Source organism: Allobosea sp. Root483D1 (assembly GCF_001429505.1).
In the GTDB taxonomy this organism is placed as follows: domain Bacteria; phylum Pseudomonadota; class Alphaproteobacteria; order Rhizobiales; family Beijerinckiaceae; genus Allobosea.
Genome location: NZ_LMJW01000001.1, coordinates 1,046,061 through 1,060,300, shown reverse-complemented (window position 1 = coordinate 1,060,300; position 14,240 = coordinate 1,046,061). Strand labels below are relative to the sequence as shown.

General features: G+C 67.2%; 11 protein-coding genes. 1 reads left to right on the top strand and 10 read right to left on the bottom strand.

Annotated features, from left to right (window positions below):
- Window positions 1–30 precede the first annotated feature (30 nt).
- The 6 genes from ASE66_RS04900 to ASE66_RS04875 form a co-directional block, all read right to left on the bottom strand.
- Complete coding sequence (locus ASE66_RS04900; RefSeq protein WP_057188405.1) at window positions 31–1,617, bottom strand: ABC transporter substrate-binding protein; 1,587 nt, start codon at window positions 1,615–1,617, stop codon at window positions 31–33.
- 86 nt (window positions 1,618–1,703) lie between these two features.
- Window positions 1,704–3,197 carry an amidase gene (locus ASE66_RS04895; protein ID WP_057188404.1) on the bottom strand — a complete coding sequence of 498 codons (1,494 nt, stop codon included), beginning with the start codon at window positions 3,195–3,197 and terminating at the stop codon, window positions 1,704–1,706.
- A 111-nt stretch (window positions 3,198–3,308) separates the two neighbouring features.
- Entirely contained in the window at window positions 3,309–4,706 is a 1,398-nt protein-coding gene (gene lpdA, locus ASE66_RS04890; RefSeq protein ID WP_057188403.1) for a dihydrolipoyl dehydrogenase, read from the bottom strand.
- Between the two features lie 16 nt (window positions 4,707–4,722).
- The gene (locus ASE66_RS04885; protein WP_057188402.1) at window positions 4,723–6,033 is read right to left on the bottom strand and encodes a dihydrolipoamide acetyltransferase family protein; all 1,311 of its coding nucleotides are present in this window, start codon (window positions 6,031–6,033) and stop codon (window positions 4,723–4,725) included.
- Window positions 6,033–7,049 (bottom strand): alpha-ketoacid dehydrogenase subunit beta, encoded by a 1,017-nt coding sequence (locus ASE66_RS04880; protein WP_057188401.1) that lies wholly within the window; start codon window positions 7,047–7,049, stop codon window positions 6,033–6,035. The genes ASE66_RS04885 and ASE66_RS04880 overlap by 1 nt, the downstream gene beginning before the upstream one ends.
- Window positions 7,050–7,051: 2 nt before the next feature.
- Window positions 7,052–8,284: a 3-methyl-2-oxobutanoate dehydrogenase (2-methylpropanoyl-transferring) subunit alpha gene (locus tag ASE66_RS04875; protein ID WP_057188400.1), complete on the bottom strand. Its 1,233-nt coding sequence runs from the start codon at window positions 8,282–8,284 to the stop codon at window positions 7,052–7,054.
- A gap of 209 nt (window positions 8,285–8,493) precedes the next feature.
- On the opposite strand from ASE66_RS04875, the gene ASE66_RS04870 reads away from it, so the two are divergent.
- The gene (locus ASE66_RS04870) at window positions 8,494–8,994 is read left to right on the top strand and encodes an Lrp/AsnC family transcriptional regulator (protein WP_057188399.1); all 501 of its coding nucleotides are present in this window, start codon (window positions 8,494–8,496) and stop codon (window positions 8,992–8,994) included.
- Between the two features lie 6 nt (window positions 8,995–9,000).
- Here the strand turns inward: ASE66_RS04870 and ggt are convergent, their stop codons facing one another.
- The 4 genes from ggt to ASE66_RS04850 form a co-directional block, all read right to left on the bottom strand.
- A complete protein-coding gene (gene ggt / locus ASE66_RS04865) occupies window positions 9,001–10,614 on the bottom strand; it encodes a gamma-glutamyltransferase (RefSeq protein ID WP_057188398.1) in 1,614 nt (537 codons plus the stop codon).
- 205 nt (window positions 10,615–10,819) lie between these two features.
- Window positions 10,820–12,466: an ABC transporter ATP-binding protein gene (locus ASE66_RS04860; protein ID WP_057188397.1), complete on the bottom strand. Its 1,647-nt coding sequence runs from the start codon at window positions 12,464–12,466 to the stop codon at window positions 10,820–10,822.
- Window positions 12,463–13,281 (bottom strand): ABC transporter permease, encoded by an 819-nt coding sequence (locus ASE66_RS04855; RefSeq protein ID WP_057188396.1) that lies wholly within the window; start codon window positions 13,279–13,281, stop codon window positions 12,463–12,465. The genes ASE66_RS04860 and ASE66_RS04855 overlap by 4 nt, the downstream gene beginning before the upstream one ends.
- Complete coding sequence (locus ASE66_RS04850; protein ID WP_057188395.1) at window positions 13,278–14,222, bottom strand: ABC transporter permease; 945 nt, start codon at window positions 14,220–14,222, stop codon at window positions 13,278–13,280. The genes ASE66_RS04855 and ASE66_RS04850 overlap by 4 nt, the downstream gene beginning before the upstream one ends.
- Between the last annotated feature and the right edge of the window lie 18 nt (window positions 14,223–14,240).

The window sequence follows — 14,240 nt, the reverse complement described above, 5'->3', positions numbered from 1 at the left end:
TGTGCGCCGCCCGAGAATGACGGCGGAGCGCTACCCCCGCTTCAGCCCCCAGGGATACGGCGCCGAGCCCGGCAGCATGCCGGTCAGGCCCTTGCGATAGGCCGTCTTGATCACGAACTGGCCCAGCGGGATCGTGGCGCATTCCTCCAGCGCCAGGCGCCCGAGCGCGACGGCGACCTGCTTCTGCTTCGCCTCATCCGGCGCATAGAGCCATTCCTCGGCCATCTCCTCGGCCTTGGCGTTGGTCCACCAGCCGAACCAGCCCTTGTCGCCCGGGCCGCGGACGAGGTTGGACAAAGCGGGGTTGCCCCAGCCGACGGCCGCGCCGGTGGTGTGGAAGATGCTCCAGCCGCCCTTTTCGACCGGCTCGCGGCTGTTGCGGCGCTGGATCACCGTGCCCCAGTCGCTCGCCGCCATCTCGACATTCATGCCGATTGATTTGAGCAACTCGTAGGTGACGTCGCCGAGCGGGCCGATATCGGGGAAGTCGGTCGGGTTGATGATGACGACCTTCTCGCCCTTGTAACCGGAGTCCTTCAGCGCCGCCTTGGCCTTGTCGACGCTCTGCGGCATCAAATCCTCGAGCTCGCCGGTGTAGTAGGGCGTACCGCGCCACCACAGGTTCCGGCAGACCTGCCAGGCGGTGGTGTCGTCGCCCTGGCTCGCCCGCATATAGTCTTCCTGGTTGACGGCGAGGCGGACGGCGGCGCGGACCTTCGGATTGTCGAAGGGCGGCTGCAGATGGTTCAGCCGCATGATCGAGCCACGGCCGTTCTTGTCGATGACCTCGCGGGTGATGTCCGGGCTCCTTGCGAGCAAGGGCTGGAGGTCGGCGAGCGGGCGCTCCCACCAGTCGATCTCGCCCTTGGTCAGCGCGGCGGCGGCGGTCGCCGGATCGGGCAGGATCGGCCATTCGATCCGCTTGAAATGCGCTACTTTGCCGCCGGCATTGCGGCTCGGCGGCTCGCTGCGCGGCTTGTAGGCCTCGTTCTTCTCGTAGACGACGCGGCTGCCCGAGACATATTCGCTGGCGACGAATTTGTAGGGACCCGAGCCGGTCATGTCGGTGACCTGCTTGGTCGCCTCGGTCTTGGCCAGGCGCTCCGGCATGATGAAGGGCGGGTTGTCGGCCTTGGCCATGCAGTCGAGCATCATCGGGAAGGGCCGGGTCAACTTGATCTCGATGGTGCGCTCATCCGGCGCGCCCCAGGCTTCGACCGCCTTGATCAGCAGCTGGCCGTAAGGGTCGCGCTGGCACCAGCGCTTCAGGCTCTCGATGCAGTCGGCCGACCTGACCGGCTGGCCGTCATGGAAGGCAAGGCCCTCCCGGAGCTTGATCTTCCAGACCTTGCCGTCGGCCGAGATCTCGTGGCCCTCGGCCATTTGCGGTTGCGGCTTCAGGTCGAGGTCGCCGCCATAGAGCGTGTCATAGACGTAATAGCCGTGATTATTGGTCACGGTCGCCGTCGTCCAGATCGGATCGAGCGAGGTGAGGTTCGCCTGCGGTGCCATCTTGAGCACGCTCGCGCTCGGCGCTTGCGCCAGCGCCTCCCGGGCAAGCGTTGGAGCGAACAGGGCGGCGGCTGCCGTGCCCTGCAGGAACTGACGACGCTTCATATGATCTCTCCCCTTTTTTGATTGGATCGTGCGGCTACAAACTCTGTTCGTCCTGCTGTCGTGGCTTGGAAAGTTGCGTGCTTCGGCTAGTCGAAGCCAAGGAAATTCGGGCTGTCCGCGAGTCTCGGCGCGGCCTTCAGCCTGGCGATGTCGGGCACGGGGCGCGCCGTCAGCGGATCGCCCGCCAAGAGTGACTCGAGCGCCGCCGCGACCGCAAGCACCTTGGCGTCGCCGCCGCGCGGGCCGACGATCTGCAGGCCGAATGGCATGCCGTTGCGGTCGAGCCCGACCGGCAGCGAGATCGCGGGATGGCCGACGATCGTCACCGCATAAGCCATGGCGAGCCAATGGAAATAGGTCCGCGTCGGCTTGCCATCGATCTCGGCCGGATAGAGCTCCGACCAGGGTCGCGGCGAGAGTGTCATCGCCGGCGAGAGGATGACGTCGTAGCGCTCGAAGAAGCGCTGCCACTCATGGTAGAGCACCGTCTGCTGCTTCAGCGCCCGGGTGATGTCGAGCGCGCCATAGCGCAGGCCCTCCTCGACATTGGCGCGGACATTGGGGCCGACCTTATCGGGCGTGTCGCGGACGCGTTCATATTGCCCGGCGAGGAAGTTGACGGCGCGCAGGACCTCGAAGCTCTCATCGGTCCCGCTGCAATCGGGAGTGGCTTCATCGGCGCTGGCGAAGACCTTAGTGAAGCGGCCGATCTTGTCGGTGAAGACCTCGCGGATGTGCTTCTCGGTCGGCGCAAAGCCGAAATCCGGAGTGAGCGCCACCTTGAGCGAAGCGAGATCGCAGTGATCCGGCCGGGCGAAGTCCTCCGCGCGCCGGACCTGCTTGCCGTGGATCGTCGTCGCCAGCGGGTCGACCCCGTCGTCACTGACCATGGTCGAGAGCAACAGGCAGAGATCGGGCACCGTGCGCGCCATCGGACCGAGCACGGAGAGCGGATTCCAGCCGAGAGCGCGCTTGTCGCTCGGCACCAGCCCCGGCGACGGCCGGAAGCCGACGATGCCGTTGAAAGCTGCGGGATTGCGCAGCGAGCCGCCGGTGTCCGAGCCGGTGGCGATTGGCACCATATTGGTCGCGAGCGCGACGCCGGAGCCGCCGGAGGAGCCGGCGGCCGAGCGCGAGGGATCGAACGGGTTGCCGGTGACGCCGTAGACGGCGTTACGGGTGTTGGCGCCGGCGCCCCATTCAGGGGTGTTGGTCTTGCCGACGATGACGGCGCCGGCCTTCCGCACGGAGGCGACGATGCCCTGGTCCTTTGTCGGCACATGCTCGGCAAAGAGCGGGCTGCCATAGGTGGTGCGCAGGCCCGCGACGTCCTCGAGATCCTTGATGCCGATCGGCAGGCCGTGCAGCGCCGGCAGCTCGTCGCCGCGCATGGTAGCAGCGTCGGCGGCCTTCGCCGTCGCTCGCGCTCGCTCGTCGTCGCGCGCGACCATGGCGTTGACGGCAGGGTCGACCGCGTCGATCTGGGCGAGGCAGCTTTCGAGCAGCTCGGTGGCCGAGAGCTTCTTCTCGCCGATCAGGCGGCGGGCGGTGACGGCATTGAGATCGCAGGGTTCGGTCACGGCAGAAGGCTCCGGCAGTCAGTGCGAGCCGTTGCGGCCCGTCCTGCCAGTCGAAGCGGCCTCTGCCCCCGCGTCAACCCTCGCCGGGTTGAGTCCGGGCCTGCGTTCGCCTCAGATGTGCAAGGCGTGGCCGAGCGCTTTCAGCGCCGATTCCTGGAAGCCTTCGCCCAATGTTGGATGGGCGTGGATCGTGCCAGCGATGTCTTCCAGCCTTGCCCCCATCTCGATGGCGAGGCCGAAGGCGGCGGAGAGCTCCGACACGCCTTGCCCGACGGCCTGGATGCCGAGGACGAGATGGTTGTCGGCGCGGGCGACGACGCGCACGAAGCCGGTCTCACCATGGCGGGTCATGGCGCGCCCGTTGGCCTGGAAGGGGAACTGGCCGGTCTTGGTCTCGAAGCCGGCAGTCTTGGCTTCCGCGGGCGAGAGGCCGACAGAGACGATCTCGGGATCGGTGAAGCAGATCGCCGCGATGCCGGCCTTGTCCCAGAGGCGTGGCTCGCCGGCGACGATCTCGGCGACCATCTCGCCCTGCGCCATGGCGCGATGGGCCAGCATCGGCTCGCCGGTGACATCGCCGATGGCGTAGATGCCGCGCATCGAGGTCTCGCAGCGCTCGCCGATCCGGATGAAGCGGCCGTCCATGTCGAGCACGAGCTCGTCGAGGCCAAGCTTGCTCGTCGCAGGCGCACGGCCGACCGTGACCAGGATCTTGTCGGCCGGCAGCTCCTGTTCCTTGCCGTCGGCCGTCTCGATGCGCAGGCCGTCGCCCTTGGCGGTCGGGCCGAGCGCCCTGGCGCCGAGCAGTACTTCGACGCCGAGCGCCGACAGGCTCTTGGCGACGGGGGTGGTCAGTTCGGCATCGTAGAGCGGCAGGATCTTCTCCTGCGCCTCGACCACGGTGACTTTGCTGCCGAGCTTGGCGAAGGCGGTGCCGAGCTCGAGCCCGATATAGCCGCCGCCGACCACGACGAGGCGCTTCGGCAATTCGGTCAGCGCGAGTGCGCCGGTCGAGGAGATGACGTTGCCGCCGAAATGCAGGAAGGGCAGCTCGACCGGATGAGAGCCGGTCGCGATCACGATCGTCTCGGCCGTGATCACCTTCGGACCGGTCTCGGTCTCGACGGCGACGGTCTTGCCGTCGCGGAAGCGGGCCTGGCCGTGAACGATCTTGACCTTGGCCTTGCGCAGGAGGCCGGCGACGCCGTTGTTGAGGCGCTGGACGATGCCGTCCTTCCAGGCAACGGCCTGCTTCAGGTCGAGCTTGGGCTCGGCGGCGGTCAGGCCGAAGGGCGTCTTGCCGGCGGCGGCGTGAGCGGCTTTCTCGAACTCCTCGGCGACATGGATCATCGCCTTGGAGGGGATGCAGCCGACATTGAGGCAGCTGCCCCCTAGCTTGCCGCTCTCGACGATGACGGTGTCGATGCCGAGCTGGCCGGCGCGGATGGCGCAGACATAGCCGCCGGGACCGGCACCGATGACGAGCAGCTTGCAGGTGATCTCGGTCATGGTTTTCTCCCGCCGCTCACATATCCACGAACAGCGTCGCGGGCGTCTCGAGCAGCTCTTTCAGCCGCTGCACGAAGACCGCCGCGTCCCAGCCGTCGATGACGCGGTGGTCGAAGCTGGAAGAGAGGTTCATCATCTTGCGCGGCACGAAGGTCGTGCCGTCCCAGACCGGGCGGATCATCATCTTGTTGACGCCGACGATCGCGACCTCGGGATGGTTGATCACCGGGGTGGTGGCGATGCCGCCGAGCGCACCGAGCGAGGTGATGGTGATGGTCGAGCCGGTGAGCTCGTCGCGGGTCGCGCTGCCGTCGCGGGCACGCTCGGCCAGGCGGGAGAGCTCGATGGCGCAGCCCCAGAGGTCGCGCGCCTCGGCATGCTTGACCACCGGCACCATCAGGCCGGAGGGCGCCTGCGTCGCGATGCCGATATGAATGCCGGCATGCTGGTGCACGATGCCGGCCTCGTCGTCATAGATTGCATTGAGGCCGGGTTGCTCGCCCAGTGCCTTGACCATGGCCCGCATCAGGAAGGGCAGCAGCGTCAGCTTCGGCCGCTCGGCCGTCGGCTTCTTGTTGAGCGCCGCGCGCAGATCTTCCAGTGCCGAGACGTCGACCTCCTCGACGATGGTGATGTGCGGGATGCGCGACTTCGACAGCGCCATCTTTTCGGCGATGCGACGGCGCAGGCCGACGACCTTGACGTCGGTCACCGCCGTCTTCGGTGCGAGCCGGCCCGTGACCGGGGCCTCCGGGCCGCGCTGGATGAAGGCGTCGATATCCTCGTGGCTGACGCGGCCAGCCGGGCCGGAGCCCTGGACCTGGCGCAGGTCGATACCGGCCTCGCGCGCCTTCAGCCTGACGGCGGGGGACGCCAGCGGCTTCTCGCCGACCGGGCGGCGCGGCGCGGGCGTGGTGGCGACAGGTGCCGGGCGGGCCGGAGCCAGAGCGGGCTTCGGCGTCGGCAGCTGCTTTGGGGCAGGCTCGGGAGCCGCTGCCGCCGTGGCGGGCACCGCAGCAACGGGCTTTTCCTGTGGCAGCCCGGCGGGCGCTTCGGCTTCGGCCGGTTCCTCGGCCGTGGCTCCACCGGCGACCTTGAGCTTCACCAGCGCCGAGCCGATCGCGACGGTGTCGCCGATCTCGGCACCGACCCAGGTGACCTCGCCCTCGACCGGCGAGGGGATCTCGACAGTCGCCTTGTCCGTCATCACCGCGGCGATGAGATCGTCCTCGCGGACGATGTCGCCGACCTTGACGTGCCACTCGACCAGCTCGGCCTCGGCGATGCCTTCGCCGACATCGGGCAGCTTGATGATGCGCTCGGCCATCAGCGTGCCTCCATGATATCGCGCAGCGCGCGCCCGAGACGGGCGGGGCCGGGGAAGTAGTCCCATTCCTGGGCGTGCGGATAAGGCGTGTCCCAGCCGGTGACGCGCATGATCGGCGCCTCCAGATGGTAGAAGCAGTGCTGCTGCACCAGAGCGGCCAGCTCCGCGCCGAAGCCGGAGGTCAGCGTCGCCTCGTGCAGGACGATGCAGCGGCCGGTCTTGGAGACCGAGGCGACGATCGCGTCGAGATCGAGCGGCAGCAAAGTGCGCAGGTCGATGATCTCGGCGTCGATGCCGGTCTCCTCGGTGGCTACCTGCGCGACATGGACCATGGTGCCGTAGGTGACGATGGTGACGGCCTGGCCTTCGCGGCGGATCGCCGCCTTGCCGAGCGGGATGGAGTAGTGGCCTTCCTCGACCTCGCCGAGCTCGTGCTTCGACCAGGGCGTGACCGGGCGGTCGTGATGGCCGTCGAACGGGCCATTGTAGAGCCGCTTCGGCTCGAGGAAGATCACCGGATCGGGATCCTCGATCGCCGCGATCAGCAGGCCCTTGGCATCGCGCGGATTGGACGGCACCACCGTCTTCAGCCCGGAGACATGGGTGAACAGGGCTTCCGGGCTCTGGCTGTGGGTCTGGCCGCCGAAGATGCCGCCGCCGGTCGGCATGCGGATCACCATCGGGCAGGTGAAGTCGCCGGCCGAGCGGTAACGCAGGCGCGCCGCCTCCGAGACGATCTGGTCATAGGCCGGGTACATGTAGTCGGCGAACTGGATCTCGACGCAAGGGCGAAGGCCATAGGCCGCCATGCCGATCGCGGTGCCGACGATGCCGAGCTCGCTGATCGGCGCGTCGAAGCAGCGGTTGACGCCGTATTTCTGTTGGAGGCCGTGGGTGCAGCGGAAGACGCCGCCGAAATAGCCGACATCCTCGCCATAGACGACGACGTTGTCGTCGCGGCCCATCGAGACGTCGAGGGCCGAGCGGATCGCCTCGATCATGGTCATGCGGGCCATGGTCAGACTCCGATCTGCTGGCGCTGGCGGCGCAGATGCGGCGGCAGCTCGGCATAGACGTCCTCGAACATGTCGCGGGACGAGGGCTTGCCGCCGGCATGCAGCGTGCCGAAGCTCTCCGCCTCCTTCTGGGCGGCGATCACGGTCGCCATGATCTCGGCCTCGGTCTGCTTGTGGCGCTCCTCGGTCCAGGCGCCGATCGCGATCAGGTGCTGCTTCAGCCGGACGATGGGGTCGCCCAGCGGCCAGTCGTCGGATTCGTGCTTCGGCCGGTAGGCTGAGGGGTCGTCCGAGGTCGAATGCGCGCCGGCGCGATAGGTGACGTATTCGACCAGCGTCGGTCCGAGATTGCGGCGGGCCCGCTCGATCGCCCATTGCGCCACGGCATAGGTGGCGAGGTAATCGTTGCCGTCGACGCGCAGCGCCGGAATGCCGAAGCCGAGACCGCGAGCGGCGAAGGTGCCGGAGCCACCGCGGGCGATGCCTTGGAAGGTCGAGATCGCCCACTGATTGTTGACGACGTTGAGGACGACGGGGGCCTTGTAGGTCGATGCGAAGACCAGCGCTGCGTGGAAATCCGATTCCGCCGTCGAGCCGTCGCCGACCCATGCGGCCGCGATCTTGTTGTCGCCCTTGATCGCCGAGGCCATCGCCCAGCCCACCGCCTGGACGTATTGGGTGGTGAGGTTGCCGGAGATCGAGAAGAAGCCATGCGCCTTGGCCGAATACATGATCGGCAGCTGGCGGCCGCGCAGCGGATCGCGCTCGTTCGAGTAGATCTGGCACATCATCTCGACGAGCGGATAATCGTGCGCGATCAGGAGCCCGGCCTGGCGATAGGTCGGGAAGTTCATGTCGCCGTCATTGAGCGCGATGCGGAAGGCGCAAGACACCGCCTCCTCGCCGGTGTGCTGCATGTAGAACGAGGTCTTACCCTGGCGCTGCGCCATCTGCATGCGCGCATCGAAGGCGCGCAGCGTCAGCATGTGGCGCAGGCCGCGGATCAGATCGTCCTTGGAGAGATCGGGCACCCAGGGGCCGACCGCCTCGCCCTCGCGGTCGAGCACGCGGATGATCGAATAGGCGAGGTCGCGGATTTCCCTGGGATCGACATCGACCGGCGGGCGCTGCACCGAGCCGGCCTTGGGGATCACGACATGCGAGAAATCGGGCTTCTCGCCGGGGCGACTGGCCGGGACGGGAACATGGAACCGAAGCGGTGAGGGGTCTGTCATGTCCGCGCTCCCTAGGCTCTGTCCGACCCAGCATTCAGCCATGCGAAGGCGTCTGCAAGGCGCGTCTGCAGGGATGTCGGTCGAGACGCCCTGATTATTCGGGCATGTTAGGGTGGTGACGCATCGATTTCTTGCCGAAATGGCCTTGAGATTCGGCTCTGGTCGGAGGATTATTCTGTCAGCTTGGCCTAGTGCGGAAAATTCACCTGATGGCGATCAAGGCGCGGCGCAGCGAGGAGCTCGACCAGATCGACCGGCGCATCCTCTCGGCGCTGAACGAGGATGGCCGGCTGACGATCAATGCGCTGGCCGAGAAGGTCGGTCTCTCGCCGTCGCCATGCTGGACGCGGGTGAAGCGGCTCGAAGAGAACGGCGCGATCGAGAAATACGTCGCGGTGCTGAACCACCGGGCGCTCGGGCTCGACAATGTCGTCTTCATCGAGATCACGCTCGACAAGCATGACGACAAGCTGCTCGACCGCTTCGGCGAGGCGCTGGCGCGGATTCCCGAGGTGGTCGAGGCCTATCTCGTCACCGGCGACTACGACTATCTGGTCAAGGCCGTGGTCAGCGGCACCGAGCACTATGAGCGCTTCCTGCGCGAGAAAATCTACCGCCTGCCGGGGATGCGGCAATCACGCACGACCTTCGGCCTGCGCGCACTGAAACGGGCGATCTCGGTCGACCCGCTGCAGATCGCGCCGGTGTGAGCGGAGTTACGCCGGCACCGAGATCGCCATGCCGTCGCGCTGCGGGTCGGCGCCGCCGGTCGCGAGCCCGTCCTCGATTCTGACGCCATGCAGGGCGGCGAAGGGATAGCTCTGGGCCGAGCGCTTGACGTCGTAGCCGGCGGACTTGAGCTGCGCCTCGACGCTGCGGCGGATGCGGTTGCTGATGTCGATGGAATTCGAGACGCCCATGACGCGCGGCGCTGTCACCGCCTCCAGCATCGACATCTCGAAATCGATGACGTTCATGATGCCCTGCGCCATCGCCGGAGCGATATAGCTGCCGCCGGGCGCGCCCATGACGATGAAGGGCTTGTCGTCCTTGAAGACGATCGTCGGTGCGGCCGACGATGAACGGCGCTTGCCGGGCGCGATCGACCCGGCGCGGCCGGGGCGCGGGTCGAAGCGGCTCATCGTGCCATTGTAGATGAAGCCGAGGCCCTCGGTGATCGCGCCGGACGGGCTGCCGAGCGTATGGGTCAGCGCGACCGCGTTGCCGTGGCGGTCGACCACCGTGACATGAGTGGTCTCGCGCGACGATGAGCGCTCCAGCCGCTTGACGTCGGCGCGCTCGCCGCGGCGGATGCTGTCAGCCTGCTCGGCAGCATGTTCCTTCGAGATCAGGCGCTCGACGGGGACATCGACATAGGCCGGGTCGCCCATGAACTGGTCCTTGTCGATGGTCATGCGCTTCATCGCCTCGGCGAGCAGGCGGACATGCTCGGCGCCGCCATGGCCGAGCGCGGCGAGGTCGAAGGGCTCCAGCATATTGAGGATTTGGAGCATCGACATGCCGCTCGCTGGCGGCGGCGAGGTCGAGATGCGATGGCCGCGATAGGAGCCCCAGATCGGCTCGGCGACGGAGAGCTCGTAGCGGGCGAGGTCCTCCCGCGAGATCAGCCCGCCATGCCCTGCGAAGTCGGCGGCGATCTCCTCGGCGAGCTCGCCATGGTAGAACAGGTCGGCGCCGCCCTTGGCCAGCCGCTCCAGCGTGTTGGCCATGTCGGAATTGACGATGACATCGCCCGGGCGCTTCGCGCTGCCGTCGGGGCGGAAATAGAGCTGCTTGCCGGTCTCGCTGTAGCGCAGCTTGTCCGATGTGTTGACCTGACCCGAGCCGCTCTGATCCTGCGACCAGAACCAGTGCATGTGCGGACGCACCAGCACGCCCTCGCGTGCTTGCCTGATCGCCGGCGCCATGACGTCGGCCCAGTCCATGGTGCCGAAGCGCGACAATACGTAGTCGTAGCCCTTGACGCTGCCAGGCGTGCAGACGGCGAGATGGCCGAACTCGTTGATGCCGCCCTCGAGCAGGAAGGCGAAGCCGTCGCGCGATTGGCCGCGCAATTTGTCGAGCCACATGTCCGGCTTCGCAGAATAGGAGGCGCGAGCGTAGAACTCGACGATCTCGTGCACGCCCTTGCCGGGCATGTAGAGCTGCATCGAACCGAAGCCGCCGATCCCTGACATCAGCGGATCGACCACGCCCTGCATGAAGGCGCAGGCGATCGCCGCATCGATCGCATTGCCGCCGCGCTCCAGCACGGCCGCGCCTGCTTCCACCGCTTCCGGCTGTGGGGCGACGATCATTCCGTTCTTCATGGTGCAGCCTTTCGCCCCTCATTGGAGCATGTTGTCGGTCGGGCGTAGGCCGCGGGGAACCCCTCTCCCGGATGGGAGAGGGGCAGGGGTGAGGGACCGCCGCTGATTGCTTGGGTGCTACGGCGCCGTTGCGCCTTCTGCGGTGAGGGCAGACCCTCATCCCTGCCCTTCTCCCACACGGGAGAAGGGTTCCCCGCGCCCTTCATCACGCCGGCTCGCCCAGCCGCCAGAACAGCCTGACACCGCCATCCGCCATGCTCTCCAGCCCGGGAACCGCTGAGAGCAGCTTGCGGGTGTAGTCGTGCTGCGGCGCGTCGAAGATCTGGTCGCGCGTGCCTTCCTCGACGATGCGGCCCTCATGCATGACGATGACGCGGTCGGAGACCTGCTCGACCACGCCAAGATCATGGCTGATGAACAGGCAGGAGAAGCCGTGCTTGCGCTGCAGTTCGGCGAAGAGCTCCAGCACTTGGGCGCGCACGGTGACGTCGAGCGCCGAGACCGGCTCGTCGGCGATGACGAAGCTCGGCCGGCGGATGATGGCGCGGGCGATGGCGACGCGCTGGCGCTGGCCACCGGAGAGTTCGTGCGGATAGCGCTCGGCGAAGCCGTCGCCGAGCCCGACCTCGCCCAGAACTTCGGCGAGCCGCGCTTTCCTGTCGGCGGCGCTCATGCCCTTCACCAGCCGCAAGGGTTCGCCGACGAGCTCGCCGATGGTCATGCGCGGGTCGAGCGAGGAATAGGGATCCTGGAAGACCATCTGGCAGTTCAGCCGATAGTCCCAATAGGCCGTCTCGTTCTTGGCGATCGGCTTGCCGTTGAACAGGATCGCGCCCTCGCTCGGCTTGATCAGCCCGGCAATGGCATGGCCGAGGGTGGTCTTGCCCGAGCCCGAGCCGCCGACCACCGAGACGACCTCGCCGGGCTTCACCGAGAGGCTGATGCCATGCAGCGCCCGCTTGGGCTGTTCCTTGCGGAAGAAGCCCTGGCGGCCGCCATAGTCGACGACGAGGTCGTTGACCGCGACCAGGGGTGTCCCGGCCTCCGGCACCTCGCGCGCCGGCTCGCGATGCGGCATCGCGGCGAGGAGCTTGCGGGTATAGGGGTGCTGCGGCCGGGCGAGGATATCCTCGCTGTTGCCGTGCTCGACGACATCGCCCTGGCACATCACGACGATGCGGCTGCAATAGCGCGCGACCATGCCGAGATCGTGCGAGATCAAGAGCACGGCGGTGCCGTTCTCCTTGGTCAGGTCGACCATCAGCTCCATCACGTCGCGCTGGACGACGGCATCGAGCGCGGTCGTTGGCTCGTCGGCGAGCAGCAGCGCCGGCTTCAGCAGCATCACCGAGGCCAGCATGATGCGCTGGCGCATGCCGCCGGAATACTGGTGCGGATAGGCGTTGAAGGCGCCTTCGGGATCGCGGATGCCGACGCGCCGCAGCATGTCGAGGATGAGTTCGCGCCGGCCGTTGGCGTCGAGCTTGCGATGTAGCGCCAGCCCTTCCTCCAGCTGCCGCCCGATCAGCATGGACGGGTTGAGCGAGGTCATCGGCTCCTGGAAGACCATGCCGACCTTGGCGCCGCGAATGGAGCGCAGGCGCTTTGGCGCCATGGTCGTGACCTCCTCGCCGTCGAAGCGGATCGAGCCCGAGATCAGGCGCACCGCCGGCGGGATGAAGCCCATCACGGCGCGAGCGGCGAGCGTCTTGCCCGAGCCGGATTCGCCGACGATGCCGACGATCTCGCCAGGCGAGACCGAGAAGCTGACATTGTTGACGACGGTGCGGCCGCTCGCGCCGATCCTGAGCGTGAGGCCGTCGACCTCGAGCAAGGGTCTGGTGGAGGTCATCGCGCACCCCTCATCCGCGGGTCGAGCTTGTCGCGCAGCGCGTCGCCGAGCAGGTTGATGCCGAGCAGCGTCAGCGAGATGCAGAGGCCCGGGAAGACGCCGAGCCAGACGGCCTGGCCGATATAGGGCCGCGAGCCTGCCAGCATGTTGCCCCAGGTCGGCGCCGGCGGCGGCACGCCGAGGCCGAGGAAGGAGAGCGAGCTCTCGGCCAGCAGCACCCAGCCGAACATCGAGGTCGCCAATACGGTCAGCGGCGCGATGCAGTTCGGCAGGATGTGGCGCAGCATGGTGAAGGCTTCGGAGTTGCCCATCACCCGCGAGGCCGAGATGAACTCGCGCTCGCGCAGCGAGAGCACGGTACCACGCACGATCCGGGCGACCGAGGGCGCATAGGCGATGCCGAGCGCCAGGATGATGCCGTATTTGTTGGCGCCGACCACCGCGAGCAGGCCGAGTGCCAGGAGGATGCCGGGGAAGGCGAGCAGCGCGTCGTTGAAGGCCATGATGGTGCGGTCGACCCAGCCGCGGACGTAGCCCGAGAACAGGCCGATCACCGTGCCGAGCGAGACGGCGAGCGTGACCGTCAGCAGGCTGATCCAGACCGATGTCGCGGCGCCCGCCATCAGGCGCGAGAGCACATCGCGACCGAACTCGTCGGTGCCGAGCCAGTGCATCGCCGAAGGTGCGGCAAGCTTGGCGCGGAAGGAGAGCCGCAAGGGGTCATAGGGCGTCCAGAGCGCGCTGACCGAAGCGATGATGGCGAGGAAGCCGATCAGCGTGCCGCCGACCAGGGCGTTGGGAGCGGGGAGCTTCATTGCGCCGTCACCCTCGGGTCGAAGATCGGATAGCAGAGGTCGATCACGAGATTGACCAGCACATAGGTGAAGGCGACGAAGAGCATGCAGCCCTGGATCACCGGATAGTCGCGGGCGAAGATCGAATCGACCAGGAGCCGGCCGAGGCCGGGGATGGTGAAGACCGTCTCGACCACGGCGATGCCTCCCAGCAGGTTGCCGAGGACGAGGCCGATCAGTGTCCATGTCGGCCCGAAGGCGTTCTTGAAGGCGTGGTTCCAGAGCACCGCGCTCTCGGTCAGGCCCTTGGCGCGGGCATGGGTGATGTAGTCGAGCCGGAGCACCTCCAATGTCGAGGCGCGCGCCATGCGCAGGATCACGCCGATCTCGTGCAGGAACAGCGTCATGATCGGCATGATCAGATAGAGGATGCCGGCCAACGGGTTCTCGGCGATCGAGACATAGCCGACGACCGGCAACCATTCGAGCTTGAGTCCGAAGAAGAGCAGCAGCAGCAGGCCGAGCCAGAAGGTCGGGATCGACAGGAGCAGCGTCGCGACGGCGACCAGCGAGAGATCGAGCGAGGTGTCCTGCTTCCACGCGGCGAGGACGCCGGCCGGCACCGCAACGAGGCTCGCGAGGGCGACCGCGACCAGCACGATCTGGGCCGAGATCCAGAAGCGCTGCAGGATCAGCGGCAGCACCGCCTGTTGCGAGTTGATCGACTGGCCGAGATCGCCCTTGAGCAGGTTGCCGAACCAGATGCCGAACTGGACCGGCACGCTCTGGTCGAGGCCGAGCCTTGCCTGCAGGTCGGCGATCGAGGCCGGTGTCGCGAGGTCCCCGAGCATCAGTGAGGCCGGATCGCCCGGAATCAGCCGGATCAACCCGAAGACCGCGACCGACACGATCAGCAATGTCGGCACGGACATCAGAATGCGCGTCAGCGCAAAGCGCAGCATCGGCTTCCTCCCGGTGTG

Coding starts and splice junctions, on each gene's coding strand:
- ASE66_RS04855 (WP_057188396.1), bottom strand. CDS start 13,281: ATGAAGCTCCCCGCTCCCAACGCCCTGGTCGGCGGCACGCTGATCGGC.
- ASE66_RS04860 (WP_057188397.1), bottom strand. CDS start 12,466: ATGACCTCCACCAGACCCTTGCTCGAGGTCGACGGCCTCACGCTCAGG.
- ASE66_RS04885 (WP_057188402.1), bottom strand. CDS start 6,033: ATGGCCGAGCGCATCATCAAGCTGCCCGATGTCGGCGAAGGCATCGCC.
- ASE66_RS04870 (WP_057188399.1), top strand. CDS start 8,494: ATGGCGATCAAGGCGCGGCGCAGCGAGGAGCTCGACCAGATCGACCGG.
- lpdA (WP_057188403.1), bottom strand. CDS start 4,706: ATGACCGAGATCACCTGCAAGCTGCTCGTCATCGGTGCCGGTCCCGGC.
- ASE66_RS04850 (WP_057188395.1), bottom strand. CDS start 14,222: ATGCTGCGCTTTGCGCTGACGCGCATTCTGATGTCCGTGCCGACATTG.
- ASE66_RS04880 (WP_057188401.1), bottom strand. CDS start 7,049: ATGGCCCGCATGACCATGATCGAGGCGATCCGCTCGGCCCTCGACGTC.
- ggt (WP_057188398.1), bottom strand. CDS start 10,614: ATGAAGAACGGAATGATCGTCGCCCCACAGCCGGAAGCGGTGGAAGCA.
- ASE66_RS04875 (WP_057188400.1), bottom strand. CDS start 8,284: ATGACAGACCCCTCACCGCTTCGGTTCCATGTTCCCGTCCCGGCCAGT.
- ASE66_RS04900 (WP_057188405.1), bottom strand. CDS start 1,617: ATGAAGCGTCGTCAGTTCCTGCAGGGCACGGCAGCCGCCGCCCTGTTC.